We start from the raw sequence: 18,614 nt of genomic DNA on the forward strand, positions 1-18,614 counted from the left end.
TAGGTTTGTGCACAAAAGTCTCAATTCGCTCCAATCTCTAAGGGTAATTTTCGTTCTATTTAGGGGTACAAAATGGTTTTTGTCATCTTCTTTAATCTATCGGTTTTATTATCACAGCCTTTAGTTTAAATAATTCGCTTTTACCGCTTAAGGGCCTTATATCCAAAGTATACCGTCCCGGTTTATTTATTGAAATCGTCGCCACGTCATGCCGAACGAAGAGCAATGGTGCTTTTTTATCAAAACTCCCCGTGTGTAAAGTTCTAAAGTAAAAGTTTTGTCCATTGATTGATAATGTTCCCTCCTGATTAGCGCTTTCGGGCTCACAGGCATATTCGAGCGTAATCCGGTAGTTGCCGGATTCCATTAATTGCGTGTCAAATTCGATTATATCTTTTTCCCTATCAGCCATTCCAACCACACAGTTGGTATGTTTCCAATCACCATAGTAATGACTGTAGGTTAAGCTTTCGATACGGGCATTGCCCGTCGTTTTTGCAAAGGCTGCTTTTATCTCATTTTCGTCAAACTGGTTGGAAATGGTGATGGGCGCGTTCTTATTATAGGTAGGCGCTTCTCCCGCATATTCCAATACAAATACGGTATTTTTCGCATCAGATAAAGTTATGGGTAAGTCGATCCAAATAGCGTCTCCCCTTTTATGCCATTTTACAGGCTGCCCATCAGCCAAAGCGTATACCTTTTGCACCTGCATATTGGCATTTGGAATCAGCAGCTTCCCGCTACGGGGTCGGGTCCAAACATGTAAGTATTGCTTTCCCGGTTTTGATGTCGTTACACCCCAGGGTTGTTGAGGAATCAAGCCCTGTGTAGTGCCATAAATACTTTCGCCATTAACCTGTAACCATCGCCCTGTTTCCCGTAAAAACTGAGCTGAATAAGCTGGAATACGACCTGAACCATCAGGACCCACGTTCAGCATGAGATTCCCCCCTTTAGATGCAGCTTCGGCCAATAATCGAATAATCGTTTCGGGTGTCTTAAAATTCATATCATGCTTCATGTAACCCCAGGAGTCGTTATGGGTATAAATTGATTCCCAAGCACCATTAATGGGCATGGCAGGCATTTCAGAGTCGCCATAATCCCGATAATCACCCAAACCATGTCCGACTCGGCTACTGAATAAACTTTTCGGTTGCAGCAACCGTAAACTATCGATAAACTGCTGCGTTTGCTCTTTACTCAAACCACCCGGCGTGTCAAACCAAACGATACTTAAATCCCCATAATTAGACATCAGCTCTTTTAGCTGCGGAATCGCCTTTTGCCGATAATACTTTTGGTAGTCCTTTTTAGATTCATCAAAATCCCAGGTATTTTTACCCCCATTTGGATTATGCCAATCCTGAAATTGCGAGTAGTAAAAGCCAAAATGCATGCCCCGTTTACGAACCGCATCAGCCAATAATTTCATTGGATCTTGTTTAAAAGGCGTTGCATCTACAATATCAAAGGTACTGACCTTAGAATCATACATGGCAAAGCCTTCATGGTGTTTTGCCGTAATAACCACATATTTGATTCCTGCATCTTTAGCTAGTTGTGCCCACTCATCCGCATTAAATCGGGAGGGATTAAAAGTTGCAGCAGTGGCTTCATACTCCCTCACAGGAATCTTTGCTTGATTCATAATCCACTCGCCACTCCCATAATATCGTTTCCCTTTCCACTCTCCTCCTAAATGCGAGTAAAGCCCCCAATGGATAAATAAACCGAATTTAGCATCTTTAAACCACTGGATGTTGGCGTGCTCTTTACCGCTCGAACGGCTTTCCCATATTTCATCCATGGTTTGTGCATGTGCGGTCATTCCGAACAGGAATACACAAATTACTATACACCGTTGATATTTGCGACTATATAGTGTAGTCCAATTTTTCATTTTTAAATGAATTTATTAACTTATAATTTATAATTTCTCATTAAAATACGAATTTTTCGTAAATAAATGTAAATAAATAAAGCAACCGGCTATTCAGTTGGCCACTTCTTCGCGTTAAATAATGTGGGATTCGTACCATCTTTGACCATAACAATCCAGTCATCTTTTTCAGCAGCAAAAATCAATAAATCGCCCCGTTTAATTTTTTCCTTTTTACCATTTCGATAGATAACAATCGCCTCTCCCGGCCAAGGGTTCTGGATACGACAGGTCTGTTTATCTTGCGCCTTGATTTCCACGAAGCGAATAATACCCTTATTCATTGATGCACTTACCAGAAAATTATTTCTTGCCAGCAGCTTAAAAGCACCATTCCATTCCTTCGGCCAGGCATGGAAAACGCGTATTATAGGCTCTTCACCGGGAAGAGGGGGGCCGTTAAAGCACAAAGCAGCATGAAGCGCTTCGGCGCAGCGTCCTAAGCGTTGGATATTAGTGGTATAGAAACCTTCACTCAGATCCATTCTATTGGCCATCACCTCGTGTTTCGAATTCCTTCGTAATTGATTTAGCAACAAATAACGTATCGCATCTTCCCTACCTAAAATCGCTCCCGAGACGGGTAGCTTGGATAATACATGGAGGGAACTATTCTTTTTGTCTTCCGTTTTAAAATAAGCGTCAAGGGTATTATTTGCTATTTCCCAATACTTCTTATTACCTCCGGGGTTACATAGGTCAAAAAACCATACGGGCATCGTATTCCCATCCGGCAGTCTTTTCCCGTTTCCGCGAACCGCACTTGTAGGAGGAAGCGAACCCACCCATACTTCCTTTTCATGGAAACTTTCTGCATAGTCAAAATTGGTGGTTAAGGGTGCTAAATGTTTGAGAAACTCTTGCCATATCGGTCGCATTTCCGCATCGACCTGTAATACCTCAGAAGCTTTTATCAGTACAGGAAAAACACCCCTCATCGAAGCGATTTCTTCTACTGTATTATGCCCTCCCCAAATCGATTCATTGTCATTTACATGGTAAATATGATATTTGCCATCCGGCTCTTTCTTTACATTTGGGAAATTCCGATAAAATTCTCCCACTCCTTTCAGCATGGGATAAGCTTTCTCTCTTAACCACTTTTCATCTTTTGTATATTCGTATTTTTGCCAGAATTGGTAAGCTATTTTTGCTCCTCTCGAAAATAAATGGTTTACAGGGCCATATGGGCCATCACCCCGCTCTTGATAGGTCCATTTTCCTTCCCTCCATTCACCTGCATGTTTCCAATTCCATCGACTCAAAAAGGGGATCTTTGTTTCGGCGTAAGCCATAAATCGACCTGAACGTTGCGTCCAAGGTTTTTCCAATAGATATAATGCTTGCATCTCTCGAGCAATATCATCCGGCATAGAAGGCACCCCATCGAATCCCATCGTCTCCGGTATATATATGCCCTTCGATCGCCACTGTTGCTGAGCAGCGACTTCAAACGTTTTGTAATTGTTATAATACAAATTGAACAGGGGATCCATTAGTTCCATATGGTTTGTTGGAAATAACGCATTATATAAGCAGCTTTGATTGGCGCCCCAAAACGCATTTCCCCACTGTCTCAGATCGCCGCCGGTAGACCATAACATTCCGTTGAATTTGGTGGGGTATTTACCTCTTGAACTCGAAGCCATGACATATAAATAATAGGTATAGTTTTGCTCAACATAATCAGCTTCCCTATCGGCGCTGGAAAGATGGATGAAAGATTTTTGCCAAAAATCAGCCCACCACGCCTGATGAGCTTTGAGCAGTTTCAAGTAATGCTGTTTTCTTACCGATTTCATGCTAGCTACAGCAGTTGCCTTTACATTTTCTGTTGGATCAAATGTCGCAGCACTCGCTATAAAAACTGTAAATTCGGACGCATCTTGCGCGTTTGATATGCGCATAGTGGACTCATTGGTAAGTTCAATTGAACCCGGATGATCTGATAAACTGATAACTACTGCAGATGCGCAGTAATACTCATCTTCACGAAACTCTTGCGTTAGTATCATATAATCGCCTTCCTGTTCCAATTTGGATATTGCAGTATGGTTTCCCCGTTTTGTAACAGGTTTACGTAGCATACCCAAGTTCGTCATAATAGGACGTGGAAGTGTACGCTCATCTTTTACATGCAGGATAATAACATCCTCTTCAGCCAATGCCATCACTTGAGCATCTATTCCTTTTCCCTTCACCGTTGAAATTCCCGTATAGCATGAAAGATGTTGACGGTATGTAGGCGCAACAAAAACCTGTTCTCCAAAATCTATATCGACTTTGGCCGTAGCTCCAATATATTCCGTATTTCGTTCAAAAAAATTATTGGAAGCGGAGTTGTTACCAAATACATCTGCTCTGTTGATTTGCAACTTCACTTGAGAAGGTGTTGTCCATACTAAGCTACCCATACGGCCGTTTCCAATCGGTTGGCCTTCTTCACTTTTTTCCACTGGCTGCGTATAGTGTAGGTCTGCCCTCGTCACCAAACGTTCATAATCCATTTGTATTAACGGCTCATTCGCTATTTTGGAGGGGGACTGCGCTTTAACTAAATCCGTATGAACGAACAAAACAAACCAAATGTGAGCCGCAACAATCCTATTTATCATGTTTATTTACTTTAAAAATAAAGGACACCTCTTCCAATTATACCGCTTCAATATTTTGTTCAACCGGTCTGCCAAAGCGGAGTTTATCAAACTGATATATTCGCTATTAAAATGGAATCAAAAGCCTTTAAAGATGTTTAATAGGGGATTAAAAGTTTACAATTGAAGCAAATAAACACTTAAAAAAAGAAAAAAAAGAGGAATTTATGATCGATTATGGGTAAAAATTGGTTAAATACCACAAGGTATAAAAAAGCCACCTGTCGGTGGCTATAGAAATCAAGAAATATTAATTAATCTGGGTCCCTTTCGTTTAGCCTCCTCTTTTTTGGGAATCGTTAATTTCAATAGGCCATTTTCGTATTTTGCTTCAATTTTATCCTCATCCACCACATCTTTAGGAAAATTGAAGCTCCGTTGGAACGATCGATAACTAAACTCTTTACGAGCATATCCGTCATCCCTTTTTTCATCTTCATATTCCTTGGTAGAAGAGATGGTTAACAGATTACCATCGAGCTCAATTTTAAAATCATCCTTATTCATTCCCGGCGCTGCCATTTCCACCTCATAATTGTCCGCCGTTTCTTTGATATTTACCGAAGGGACGGTAGCGTTCGGTGAAAAATTGCCGCTGTCCCAATTCATTAAATCCCTGTTAAAAAAGTCGTCAAACAGGGAAGGAAAACCACTTCTACTTCTTCTAATAAGTGACATCACAACCTCCTTTTTTATAGTATACTCGTTAACCTTATGCAAGTCAATAAAAAAACAAGTAGAAAAATGGAAAGTTTCAAAGAATTCTATTCTAAATAGATTATTGTAGACCGACTCCGTAAAGTATCCGTTATCCTCATGAGCTTTGTTACTTTAAAAATTTACAAAATATTTTGATAAGTAAATTTTAAATTTCTATCTTCGGGTACGTAACCGAAATTATAAACTCTTTCTGCGGGACTATATTGCTCATTAGACTATTACTTATGAATAATTGCTTACGATATTAACGTGTACGTACACATTACAGATTTAAACCTGTAGGTATAGGTCGAAAGTGGTGCTTATTAAAACTTAAATTATGGAGAAAAAGACAAATCACCTAACATCAAAAATCTTGGCTTTTTTGTTAATGGCCTGTTCCACCATCGGCGAACTGGCTGCCCAGACCATTCGTATGCAGGGAAAAGTAGTCGATGAAAAAAATGCACCCTTGGCCGGTGTATCCGTTCGGGATACCGTTAACCGTACGGGCGTTACTACCGACCTTGACGGCCATTTCAGTATCATGACGAATAGTGGATCTACGTTAACCTTCTCGTTGATAGGTTACCTCAGTCAAAACCATAAAGTGAATGGAAGGCAACACTTAACCATTACGTTAAAAGAAGACATTTCCGCATTGGACGAAGTGGTGGTTATCGGTTACGGAACGATGAAAAAATCCTCGGTCACAGCGGCCGTGTCAAAACTGGAAAATAAAAATCTCGACCAGATTCCCTTAGCTAGACCCGAAGCCGCTCTCCAGGGTAGGCTAGCGGGCGTTAACGTATCGCAAACGCGCAGTGCTCCCGGTTCGGCGCCGCTGATACGTATTCGTGGTGGTTCAGGGTCCATTGATGCAGGCAATAGTCCTTTAGTGGTAGTCGACGGTTTCCCCGGAGGCTCTTTTGCCAATGTCAATATGAATGATGTGGAGTCGATCGAAGTACTTAAAGATGCCTCTTCTGCTGCCATTTATGGATCGAGAGGTGCGGGAGGAGTAATTATTATTACTACGAAACGTGGAAAAACGGGAAAGCCGGTGCTTAACATCAATGCAAATGGCGGTGTTTCGACAGCCATGGGACACGATGATTGGCTGGATAAAGATGAATATTACGCTTACGCTGTTAGATACCAAAACCGGGAATTTAATTATGTTGGTGGAGATACCAGTATTCCCGTTTGGGGAGACAATCGACGCCCTCCTCAATATCAGGTTAGCGATGCGCTCAGAAACAACGCCAATACCAATTGGCAAGATGCCCTCTTATCCCCTGCCCCTTTCCAGAATTACGATCTATCAGTAAGTGGCGGTACCGAAAACGTAAAATACTATGCATCAGCCATTATAAAAGATGTGCAAGGAACATTGAAAAACACCTGGTTTAAAAGTTACGGTGCGCGAGCAAATGTGGATGTAAAGGTAAACGATCGCGTGAATATGGGGCTGATGCTTAATCCCAATTATACACGTAATCGCTTATCCCCCCATGCGATGATCGACTTGGTCAAATATCCGCCATTTGTGCCGGTTCAAAACCCGGATGGCTCCTATCCAAAAGCGCGTGATTATTGGGGGCTCGTCGTATCCGGCCAAACGAATCCCATGGCATTTATGGAAGGTTCTTTCTACTTTGACGATGCCATGACCACCATAGGCGAAATGTATGCCAGTATCGATCTTGCCAAAGGGCTCAAAATAAAATCTTCCATAGGAACCACCATAAGTTATTCTTCTTCCGATCGGTTCCGAAGCACTTGGGGTTCAACCAATGGCATATCCATTGGTACAGCTAGTGACTCCAGAACCATTAACTTACTGAATGAAAACGTATTAAGTTATAATAAGGATTTTAATAATCATCACTTCGATGCGATTCTGGGAGCATCTTATCAAAGAGCAACCTCCAGATCATCGGCTATGGGGGCCGTACCCGGGTCATTCAATAATGACATTATCCATACCTTAAACAATGCGATTATCGATCCCGCCCAAACCAGGACGTCTAAAACAGAATGGGGACTCGTTTCCTATTTCTCTCGGGTTCATTATGCTTATAAAGACAAATACCTATTATCCGCTTCCATGCGAACGGACGCTTCATCGCGTTTTGGACCAAATAATAAATGGGGATGGTTTCCTTCGGCATCCCTTGCTTGGCGAGTTTCGCAAGAGGAATTTATGAAAAGTCTCTCTGCCATAAGTGATTTAAAGCTACGTGCAAGTTACGGTTCGACCGGAAATTTTAATATTGGCAATTTTGACTATCTGGGCCAAATCGGGAACACTTATTATTCGCCAAACAATGAGCTTTCCAATGCACAGGTACAAACTACCCTGGGTAATCCGTCACTCAGCTGGGAAAAAACGCAGGAATATGATTTCGGTATTGATTTGGGCTTATGGGCAAACCGACTTAATCTTACCGTGGATTATTACCAAAAAACCACCTCTAATTTGTTGTACAATGTATCCATTCCTGCGATTACCGGCTTTACAAGCTGGCTTACGAATATTGGAAAAATCCGCAATCAAGGGATCGAACTGGAATTGACTTCTCGAAATTTTCAAGGAGGATCTTTTTCGTGGTCGACCTCCTTCAATCTTGCTCATAATAAGAACAAGGTTATTGATCTGGGTGGGCTTTCCGAGCGCTTATATACGGATCGTTTTGGTATGAGCTGGCTGCTGCGACTGGGAGAACCCATGTTTTCTTATTATGGTTATCAAGCCATAGGTGTTTTACAAAATCAGGAAGAAGTAGCTAATACCCCTGTTCTTTCAGGATCCAAACCCGGAAATCCGAAATATCAAGATGTCAATGGTGACGGGCGCATTAACCCCGAAGACCGGGTGATATTAGGCAGTTATATGCCGAAAACTATTTTGGGTTTGGTGAACGATTTCTCGTGGAAAAATTTTGATCTCAGCATTGCCATTCAAGCTTCATTGGGTGCTAAGATCTATAACTTCGAGAACCAATATTACCAAGGCAATGTCTTAGGTGCAATGCGCCGCTCCTTAGTAGAAGGGCAGTGGTGGTCGGAACAGGAGCCTGGCGACGGAAAGATGCCTGCAGCGGCGTTAAGTCAATTGGAATTTCAGGCGAATTCCAGTATCTATATCGAAAATGCCTCTTTTCTTGCCGTTCGCAACGTAAACTTCGGTTATACTTTTCCCGAACACCTTGCGAACAAACTAAAAATGAAAAAATTTCGGCTCTACACTTCCATCAACAACCTTTTTATGGTTACCGATAAAAATTTTCACGGCTATAACCCGGAAGGTTATACAGCTGGGGAAATCGACGGAATCAATAGTACTCCTGGTTATAATAGTGGTTCAGAACCTGTTAATCGAATTTTCACATTAGGCCTAAATGTTAATTTCTAGTCACATGAAGAAGATTTTCTATACGCTATGTTCTCTTGCATTTTTGCTAAGCGGATGCCACGACAGTCTACTAAACCCTGTTCCTGAATCGGTGTTAACTGAAAAAAACTATTACAATACCGCCAATGATATTGATCTAGCTGTATTAGGTATCTATAATAGATTACAAACAAGAAAACCAACCGATTATCAAATTTTAGAAGTACCAACTGATAACTTATACCTATCGGCGAATACCTTAATCGAAGGGACTCCCGAAATGGATATGTTATCTGTGAATGCTACGAATCCTTTAATCGCTGCTTTTTGGGAAACAACCTATAACGGTATTTTCCGTACAAATGCAGTACTAACTAACTTGGATAAACCGACGGACTATGCTTCAGGTGAAAAAGAACAATTTGAAGGAGAAGCCAAATTTATGCGTGCGCTATTTTATTTTGATCTGGTGAGGCTATTTGGCGACGTGCCCAAAGTTACCGGCATACTGTCTGTTGAAGAAGCAGCTAGTATCGGTAGAAGTGCCGAAGACGAAATTTTCGCCTTGATTATAGAAGACCTTGAACGAGCGATTGAAATACTTCCCCTGAAAAACGCTATTGAGAATGGAAGAGCAAATAAAGCGGCGGCCATCGCTTTACTGATAAAGGTTCATGTTTACCAACAAAATTGGGATCTTGCTAAAGCGCAATTGGATCGTTTCTTTAACGAAGCAGGCTCTTCTTTTAGCTTGGTAAGTGATTTTAGCTCCTTATGGAAAATTGCATCAGAAAACAATACGGAAGTACTATTTTCATTGAACTACATTGACGGCTCGAATGGCCATAATTTATCCACGGCATTTCTGCCGAATTCAGGCGTTATTGGTATTGCCTCGCGCGGAAATGAAATTGCATTGCCTTCCTGGAGCCTACACAAGAATTATGTGGAGGGCGATAGGCGCAAAAGCCCAACCATTACGGAATGGTGGATTCCGCCAAACACACCTAATGTACCTCCTATTTGGTATCCTTATGTCAATAAATACGCCGTGCCACATACCCAAGGGCAATCAGGACTCGATTTACCGATTTTGCGTTATGCCGATATTCTACTCCTGCAGGCCGAAGTGCTATATCATCTCGGGCAACAACAAGAAGCATTGAATGCACTTAATAAAATACGAGAACGGGCCTTTGGAAATAGCGATCACAACTACACAACTGCATCAATTACAAATGAGCAAGACTTTTTCCATGTGTTATTTCTGGAACGGCAGCTCGAATTTGCGTACGAAAATGAGCGATGGTTTGACCTGGTTCGATCTGGAAAATTTGAAGAAGTTATGAAACAAGAAGAGCGATTATTTAATCACGCAAACCAAACACCCGTAAAAGTTACACTTAAGCCACAAGCCTATATGAAGCGTTTTCCCATTCCTCAACGTCAGATTGATCAATCGGCAGCAGGTATTTTGGCACAAAACGAAGGATATTAATTATAAACATAATAAAATGCCAAATCAAGAAATAATCTCCAATTCTACATCTTACCACAAGCCACGTACCCAATATTTCAAGCATTGGTTTGCCTCTTTAGGTCCCGGAGTTATTACAGCAGCGCTTGTATTCGGTCCGAGCAAAATGACAATTACCTCTAAACTAGGTGCAGACTATGGTTTCTCTTTATTATGGATTGTGGTTTTAGCCATTTTTTTTATGGCGATCTTCACTCATATGGGTGCGCGGATCGGCATCGCTGCACAGGAATCGCTATTGGGTGTGATCCGTAAAAAATGGGGTAAAATTTCCGCTATAATTATCGGTTTAGGGCTATTTTTAGTAGCGACGTCCTTCCAAGCCGGAAATGCCATAGGCGTAGGGATTTCCATTGCTGAAATCAATAATAGTTCTATTCCTATGTGGATTATACTTTTTAACATCATTGGAATCGTGCTGTTATTTTTTCGCGGTTTTTATAAAATATTGGAAAGGTTGATGATTCTATTGATTGCGTTAATGCTCTTTTCGTTTATCGTCACTTTGTTCTTTGTTAAGCCTTCTGTTGAGGACATTATTACGGGATTCGTTCCTTCCCTCCCCGCGGGATCAATCGGTCTCGTTATCGCATTTTTTGCTTCGTGCTTCTCTATTGTTGGTGCATTTTACCAATCTTATTTAGTGCAGGAACGTAAAAAAAACACATTGGCTACGGACGGCCATCGAAATGGAAGTATGACAGGCATTATTATGCTAGGACTAATGAGCGCTATGGTCATGATCTGTGCAGCGGCCGTTTTGCATGCGGAAAAATTACCCGTGAATAATGCTTCGGACATGGCGCGGGCACTTGAGCCGTTATTTGGAAGATACGCATCCAGCTTATTTTTGATGGGACTTTTTGGCGCTTCCTTCTCCTCCTTAATTGGAAACGCGACGCTTGGTGGCACTCTGATAGCAGACGCATTTGGCTTTGATTATCAGTTGGATGCCAAAGCAGTACGTTTTTTTATCGCCTTGGTTATGCTTTTTGGAAGTGCCATTGCCATTGTTTTTGGGAAGCTTCCTTTGGAGCTTATTGTATTTGCTCAAAGTGTAACCATATTCCTCGTGCCCTTCATTGGCATCGCTATGTTTGTTATATCGAATGATACCCACATTATGGGGACGCTTGTCAATACAAAACCTACCAATTTTTTCGCCTCTATAGGTTTGATTGTCTTAATTATGCTAGCTATCAGCAATGCCAATGAATTATTCTTAAAATAAAATGATGATGCAGAATTTAGAATTATTAGAACAAAAGCTATACGAGCCTTCAGCTTCCTTAATCGCAGATATGTCTCAAATAGATGGTGACATTATGATCTTGGGTGCTGGTGGAAAAATGGGACCAAGTATGGCAAAAGCGGCGCATGTAGCCTCCAAACTTGCCGGTAAAGACCGACGAGTGATTGCAGTATCCCGATTTTCAGATGGGGAAAGCAGGGATTTGCTTCAAGCAAGCGGCGTCGAAACCATTACGGTGGACCTCTTAAACGAAGATCACTTACAGTCACTTCCGGACGTTGAGCATATTATTTACCTCGTAGGACAGAAATTCGGAACGACAGGCAAAGAACCGTTTACCTGGATCATGAACACCTATTTACCAGGTAGAATAGCCGAGCGCTTCAAAAATTCGCGAATGGTTATATTCTCTACCGGAAATGTCTACCCCTTATCGTTGGTAACTGCAGGAGGATGCTCAGAAGAGCAAAGTCCCGAACCTATTGGGGAATATGGACAATCGTGCCTCGGACGGGAGCGGATCTTCCAATTCTTTGCTGAGAAATATCAAATTCCCACCTTGATTTATCGCCTCAATTATGCTATTGATTTACGATACGGTGTTCTACTGGAAATTGCCAAAGCAGTGATGGAAGACAAACCTATTGATCTTCGTATGGGAAATGTAAATGTCATCTGGCAAGGAGATGCCAATGAGATTGCGTTGAGATCTTTGCTCCACTGTACCGTACCCGCTAAAATTTTAAACGTCACGGGGCCGGAAACTGTTTCTATTCAATGGTTAGCGAACCAATTCGGTAATTTATTAAACAAAACTCCCCGTTTTATTAACGAAACTCAGCCGACTGCCCTTCTTAGCAATGCATCAGCGGCCCATCAGTTATTCGGTTATCCGAAAGTAACCTTAAGGCAAATGATCGAGATCACCGCTAATTGGTTAAGTCATGGCGGAAAAACCATCGAAAAGCCGACGCATTTTCAAGAAAGACAAGGCCGATTTTAAGACCAAACAACATTATCACATGAGCTTTCAATATTTATCAGCTGAGAAGAAATCGCTTTTACAAACGGGTACCGTTATTCCTGCGCATCCACTAGCGCTGAACGCCGATAGGACTCTAAATGAATTCTATCAACGTCAATTGACGCGCTATTATATAGCATCCGGCGCAGGTGGAATAGCCATAGCCGTCCATAGCACGCAATTTGCAATACGATCACCCCATGTCAATTTATATGAAAAAGTGCTAGCTATTGCTGCGGACGAAATTGAGCGTAATCGTCCCCCTTATCCTTTTTTAAAAATTGCCGGGATCTGTGGCCGCACCGAACAGGCCATTAAAGAAGCGCAGTTAGCCAATCAATATGGTTACGATTTAGGCTTATTGAGTCTTGGCGGACTAAACGAATGGAGTGAAGATCAAATCCTGTTGCATGCAAAAGAGGTGGCGGAAATAATTCCTATTATCGGCTTTTATTTGCAACCAAGCGTGGGTGGCCGCATATTTAGCTATGATTTTTGGGCAAAATTTGCTGAAATAAAGCACCTCGAGGCCATTAAGGTTGCCCCATTCAATCGTTATCAGACCCTGGATGTCGTGCGCGCGCTATGTCATTCAAGCCGTAAAGATGACATTGCGTTATACACGGGTAACGACGATAATATTGTCGCCGATTTATTAACCACCTACGCTTTTCCCATCAATGGCAAGCTAGTTACCAAAGAATTTGTTGGCGGATTGCTGGGACACTGGGCCGTTTTTACAAGCAAAGCGGTGGCTCTACTGGAAGAAATAAAAACGTGTAAACGAACCAACTTTACCGGTGTTCAGGCATTACTTACCAAAGGTGTGCAAGTAACAGACATGAATGCGGTAATATTCGATTCAGCCCATCAATTTAAAGGTTGTATCCCGGGAATACACGAAGTACTACGAAGACAGGGCCTTTTACCCGGTCGTTGGTGCTTGGATCCTGAAGAAGACCTTTCAGCCGGACAAATGGAAGAAATTGATCGCATTTTTAATGCCTATCCGGATTTAGTGGATCACACATTTCTCCAAGATTTCTTAATTAAAGATTTGTCAAATGGAAAAAGATAGAACGATACAAATTATTGAAACCGATAGTGCTTTTGAAATTGAGAAGCTGATTCGTCCCTTTGGCTTTAAGGGGGCCTACCTCACCGAATTATGGCAAATTGTCACCAAACTAAGAGCTTCTTCCAGTTTAGAAAGTATCGGCCTGTCTAATCAAAGTATTTTATATGGAGACGCCGATTTATTTGTTAAGTATGGCGAAACAAAAGGTAATGCTTTGATGTATGCATTGACTAATAGCACTTTAAATCTGATTAAGGAAACGCCTTTTACACATCCCATTTCTTTACAGGAGAAAATATTCCCTGATTTGATTTCAAGTGGAAAATCCATCACGAACAAAGCCGATCTGCATATTAATTTTATACTAAACTCTTATGTGGGCATTGACCATGCAGCTTGGCTATTATTTGCTGCCGAACATGGTCTAGAAACTTTCGATGCGCTTATTCCGGCACCGTATCAGTCGGCACTATCCAGTAAAAGTGATCGGCTGGCAGTCATGTTCCAAATTCCTTATGGTATGCCCTTGGAACAGATTAAAGAAGCCGCCCAATCGGGTTATTTTGTTTTCAAAATCAAAACCGGTTATCCAGGCGATCAACAAACGATGTTACAACATGATCAAGAACGGTTAACACAAATTCATCAGGCACTTCAAGCTTATCGAACTCCCCATACCAAGGACGGTAAAGTACTTTATACCATGGATGCCAATGGACGATATGAAAAAAAAGAAACGTTTTTAAAGTATTTGCAACATGCTGAATCTATTGGCGCTGCCAAGCAAATATTATTGTACGAAGAACCGCTTATGGAATCAAATGAAGAAGACATTTCCGATGTGCCCATACGGATTGGTGCTGACGAAAGCGTTCATGATGAACAGGGGGCAATTGTTGCTATACAGAAAGGATATCGGGCTATTATACTAAAAGGAATTGCAAAAACGCTTAGCATGTCGATAAAAATTGCAAAAGCTGCTTGGGAAAAAGGAATCCCCTGTGCTTGTTCTGATTTAACGGTTAATCCTATTCTGGTAGACTGGCATAAAAATCTAGCGTGTAGGGTGCTTCCTTTCCCTGATATCGGCATGGGGCTGATCGAGACCAATGGTGATGTGAATTATATTAATTGGGAAAAGATGTGCACTTATCATCCTAAGAATAACGCGAACTGGACGAAAATCAAGCAGGGCGTGTTTTATTTAAATGAAGATTTCTATGCAACAAGTGGTGGTATTTTTGAAAGCGCTGAACATTATAGTTCTCTGCTTTAAACGCACGCTTTATGTATACATCTCACTAAACGTTCAAATAACAACTTGACATATGGAAAAGCAAACATCCAGAAGATCTTTCCTAAAAGACACAGCTACCTTAGCAACCGTAGCCGGGTTGATGAATCTATCAATCCCCTCGCTGGCTAATACCAAAAAAGTAAAAATGGGCTTTATTGGCGTTGGAAATAGAGGGACACAATTACTGCGTAGCTTTATGAAGCAAGCAAATTGTGAAGTTGTAGCCCTGTGCGATATTTATGAACCCTACTTAACCCGAGATGATAGTCGAGTTAATCAGCGATTTAAAGAAGAGAATGGGGCAAGAATACCGCAAATGGGCGAACAATTCCCTACGCAGGTGAAACGCTATAAAAATTATAAGGATCTATTGGCAGACAAAAATGTGGATGCTGTATGTATTGCTACACCGGATCATTGGCATGCCCTGCAAACCATCGACGCGATCAAAGCAGGAAAAGATGTTTATATTGAAAAGCCCTTAGGTATGACGGTTTATGAAGGACAGAAAATGCTGGAGGCCCAAAGACAGAGCGATCGTATTGTCAGTGTTGGTCTGCATCGGAGAGCCTCTATCGTACATCAAAAAGCGGCTGAGATTGTGCAATCGGGTCGCTTGGGAAAAATTACCTTAACACGTTCCTACACCTTTAATAATTTATTCCCCCGAGGCATCGGGAAGCAAAAACCGGAAATCCCACCATCCGATTTTGACTGGGATTTATGGCTTGGTCCCCGGGCCTATCGGCCTTACCAATATAATATTGCACCCTATAAATTTAGGTGGTGGAGCGACTATTCGAGTCAAATGGCCAATTGGGGTGTGCATTATGCAGACTTGATGCGTTGGATGTTAGGGGAAACCGCCCCCATCGCCGTCTCAGCCATGGGAGGTAATTTTGTTGTTGATGACGACCGTACCATTCCGGATACCATGCAAATCTGCTTTGAGTTATCAAAAGGCACATTAGCTGTCTTAGGTATTTACGAAGGATCAAGTGGCAAACCTTTTCCTTATGGCGAACTGGAATTCAGAGGTACGAATGGAACGATGTACGTTAGTGATCGGGGTTATCGAATTTACCATACTACCGAAGGACAATTTCAGAAATGGGATCATTACCTAGAAGATGAGTCATTTGACTTAACACAAGCAAATCTTCCGAAAGGGTATTCATTAGATATTACCGAAAACATGGTAAGCGATTTTCTACATAGTGTACAAACAAGAAAGGAGCCTTGTTGTCCACTACAGGAAGGGCACTACTCTACGGTATTTGCACATTTGGCTAATATCGCATTGGAAAAGAAGCAACAATTAACCTGGGATCCGCAAAAGGAAGTCTTCACGAATCACGAAGAAGCGAATAAACACCTGCACTACGCTTATAGGAAACCCTATCATCTTTAAGTTTATACTCATCAACCATCGCGATCATGAAAAAAGAAATTACAGCTTCCCGACGTTCATTCCTAAAGAAAGCATCACTTAGTTTACTTACGACACTGCCGATAGCCGATGCCTTATGCAAAGCTAACCAATTAATCGATAATTCCTCCAGCATTCAGCTTCAAAGAGATGATATCATACTTTTTCAGGGAGATTCGATTACCGATGCCGGAAGAAAAAGAAATGATCATTCGATGAATAATCCCCTGGCACTCGGTTCGGGATATGCATTCTTGGTTACTTCTCAACTTCAATTTGATCATCCTGATAAACCAATGGTCTTTTACAACCGCGGTATAAGTGGCAATAAGGTGTATCAGTTAGCTGAAAGGTGGGAAGAAGACTGCCTAAAATTAAAACCAAACGTATTAAGCATATTGGTTGGTGTTAATGATTTCTGGCATACAAAAACCAAGGGCTACCAAGGAACCACTCGCGACTTCCGCCAATCCTATGAGCAACTTTTGAAAGCAACTAAAGCCCGCTTACCGCAAGTCAAGTTAATTATCGGCGAGCCATGGTATCAGCCTGGCTTCAAAGGAAGTCCGTATGAGGCACTGCATCCTGAGTTTGCCAGCTACCAATCAATTGTCAAAGAATTAGCACAACAATTTAAGGCTGCTTTTATACCCTATCAAGCGATATTTAATGAGGCGCGTAAGATTGCTCCTGATAATCATTGGTCATGGGATGGTGTTCATCCGACGGCAGCAGGTGCCTGGTTAATTGCGCATTCCTGGCAAAAAGCTATCGAAATTTAAATTATGAACAGATAAGATGAAAAAAAAATGCATTGCGTGGCTACTCATTATTTACGGTATATTTCTTTTTTTTACCTGTAAGCATACAGATAAACAAGAGGAAGAAGCACCTATTTTCCTGCTGGATTCAACCTATGTGCGTGTAAATATTGTAGCGAGTCACTTAGATGTACCGTGGGAAATTACCAGCGGACCCGACGATGAAATTTGGTTTACAGAGCAATCAGGAAAAGTGAACAAGATAGATGCTAAATCAGGTCATATCAAAACACTTCTTACGCTACCTAACCTTTACCGTGAACGGACCGCTGGATTATTGGGAATGGTAACACATCCAAATATGTCCGAAACTCCTTATGTTTTTATTGCCTATTCTGCGCGTAAAAGTGATCAAGTTCATGTTTCAAGGGTGGTTCGCTACACCTATGAAGCAGATACATTGGTTCACCCCTTAACGATATTGGAATATCCGGCATGGAAAGGCCATTTTGGGGCCCGAGTAGCTATAGCTCCGGACGGTAAATTGATCATAGCCACGGGCGACGGCGCACAAAATGAGAATGCGCAAAATTTAGCCTCTCCAAATGGGAAGATACTGCGCTTTAATATAGATGGAAGCATTCCTTCAGATAATCCCTTTCCAAACAACGCAGTATGGGCTTGGGGTTTACGAAACCCACAGGGACTTGTTTTTAGTCCCAAGGGGATCTTATATAATTCCGACCATGGTGATGCCACAGACGATGAGGTCAATATCATCCAAAGGGGTGGCAACTATGGCTGGCCTAAAATAGCCGGATACGTCGACAGCCAAGAAGAACGATTATTTGCCCAGGATTCTATATTAGCACCGCCCTTACATGCTTGGACACCGACCATCGCACCCGCAGGTTTAGCTTATTACGCATCAGCTGAAATTCCCGAATGGAAAAATACATTGCTATTGGCAACCCTAAAGGGTAATAGCCTATATGCGCTTCCGTTAAACAAAGAAGGGACGAAGGCCGATACGGTTTATCATTTTTTTGAACGCACCTTCGGTCGCATCCGCGCCGTATACGCGTCCCCTGACGGAACAGTGTATATGGCCACCAGTAATCGTGATTGGAATCCCAATGGATTTGCCGAAGAAAATGATGATCGCATTTTACAAATCAAGAAAGTAGACAAAAGCATATCAACTGCCAACCTTGTATTAAAAGCAAAAATCGCAAGTAATACTAAAGAGATGCGAAGTGAGGGAGAAATACTCTATACGAATTACTGCGCATCATGCCATAAACCCAATGGTCGTGGTCTTACGGGGACCTACCCTTCGCTTCTGCATAACAAAATAGTTGAAGGAGAAACAGCCGAATTCATTCGCTTGATATTACACGGAAAAAATGAAATGCCGAGCTTTTCCTTTCTTAATGACAAGGATTTAGCGATTGTATTAAGTTATGTACGAAAGAAGTTTGCGTCTAAAGGAAGGCAAATAAGCAAAGATGATATTAAAAAGGAGAGAGTGAACCGTTAAC

Annotated in this window: 12 protein-coding genes; 9 read left to right on the forward strand and 3 right to left on the reverse strand. The window is 41.7% G+C overall.

Annotated features, from left to right (window positions below):
* Nucleotides 1-91: 91 nt before the first annotated feature.
* The 3 genes from M1D52_RS16665 to M1D52_RS16675 all read right to left on the reverse strand — a co-directional run bounded on the left by M1D52_RS16665 (nucleotide 92) and on the right by M1D52_RS16675 (nucleotide 5,277).
* Nucleotides 92-1,906, reverse strand: a complete 1,815-nt coding sequence (locus M1D52_RS16665; protein WP_437393062.1) for an alpha-L-fucosidase — start codon at nucleotides 1,904-1,906, stop codon at nucleotides 92-94.
* Between the two features lie 89 nt (nucleotides 1,907-1,995).
* Nucleotides 1,996-4,560 carry a glycosyl hydrolase family 95 catalytic domain-containing protein gene (locus M1D52_RS16670; protein ID WP_437393063.1) on the reverse strand — a complete coding sequence of 855 codons (2,565 nt, stop codon included), beginning with the start codon at nucleotides 4,558-4,560 and terminating at the stop codon, nucleotides 1,996-1,998.
* Between the two features lie 279 nt (nucleotides 4,561-4,839).
* On the reverse strand, nucleotides 4,840-5,277 hold the full coding sequence (locus M1D52_RS16675; RefSeq protein WP_013666126.1) for an Hsp20/alpha crystallin family protein: 438 nt from the start codon (nucleotides 5,275-5,277) through the stop codon (nucleotides 4,840-4,842).
* Nucleotides 5,278-5,638: 361 nt separating this feature from the next.
* Between M1D52_RS16675 and M1D52_RS16680 the strand changes: the two genes are divergently transcribed.
* From M1D52_RS16680 to M1D52_RS16720, 9 genes are read left to right on the forward strand one after another with little or no spacing between them, the layout of a single operon-like run.
* A complete protein-coding gene (locus M1D52_RS16680; RefSeq protein ID WP_437393065.1) occupies nucleotides 5,639-8,716 on the forward strand; it encodes a SusC/RagA family TonB-linked outer membrane protein in 3,078 nt (1,025 codons plus the stop codon).
* 4 nt (nucleotides 8,717-8,720) lie between these two features.
* The gene (locus tag M1D52_RS16685) at nucleotides 8,721-10,193 is read left to right on the forward strand and encodes a RagB/SusD family nutrient uptake outer membrane protein (protein ID WP_437393066.1); all 1,473 of its coding nucleotides are present in this window, start codon (nucleotides 8,721-8,723) and stop codon (nucleotides 10,191-10,193) included.
* Between the two features lie 16 nt (nucleotides 10,194-10,209).
* A complete protein-coding gene (locus M1D52_RS16690) occupies nucleotides 10,210-11,463 on the forward strand; it encodes an Nramp family divalent metal transporter (RefSeq protein ID WP_013666123.1) in 1,254 nt (417 codons plus the stop codon).
* A 1-nt stretch (nucleotide 11,464) separates the two neighbouring features.
* Entirely contained in the window at nucleotides 11,465-12,487 is a 1,023-nt protein-coding gene (locus M1D52_RS16695) for an NAD-dependent epimerase/dehydratase family protein (RefSeq protein WP_437393068.1), read from the forward strand.
* A complete protein-coding gene (locus M1D52_RS16700) occupies nucleotides 12,429-13,586 on the forward strand; it encodes a dihydrodipicolinate synthase family protein (RefSeq protein ID WP_457941573.1) in 1,158 nt (385 codons plus the stop codon). The genes M1D52_RS16695 and M1D52_RS16700 overlap by 59 nt, the downstream gene beginning before the upstream one ends.
* On the forward strand, nucleotides 13,573-14,862 hold the full coding sequence (locus tag M1D52_RS16705) for an enolase C-terminal domain-like protein (protein ID WP_437393071.1): 1,290 nt from the start codon (nucleotides 13,573-13,575) through the stop codon (nucleotides 14,860-14,862). The genes M1D52_RS16700 and M1D52_RS16705 overlap by 14 nt, the downstream gene beginning before the upstream one ends.
* A 52-nt stretch (nucleotides 14,863-14,914) precedes the next feature.
* Nucleotides 14,915-16,294, forward strand: a complete 1,380-nt coding sequence (locus M1D52_RS16710; protein ID WP_013666119.1) for a Gfo/Idh/MocA family protein — start codon at nucleotides 14,915-14,917, stop codon at nucleotides 16,292-16,294.
* 26 nt (nucleotides 16,295-16,320) lie between these two features.
* Nucleotides 16,321-17,094, forward strand: a complete 774-nt coding sequence (locus M1D52_RS16715; RefSeq protein ID WP_013666118.1) for an SGNH/GDSL hydrolase family protein — start codon at nucleotides 16,321-16,323, stop codon at nucleotides 17,092-17,094.
* Between the two features lie 16 nt (nucleotides 17,095-17,110).
* On the forward strand, nucleotides 17,111-18,613 hold the full coding sequence (locus M1D52_RS16720; RefSeq protein WP_377609650.1) for a PQQ-dependent sugar dehydrogenase: 1,503 nt from the start codon (nucleotides 17,111-17,113) through the stop codon (nucleotides 18,611-18,613).
* The last annotated feature ends 1 nt before the right edge of the window (nucleotide 18,614 follow it).

It is taken from the genome of Olivibacter sp. SA151 (assembly GCF_054130995.1).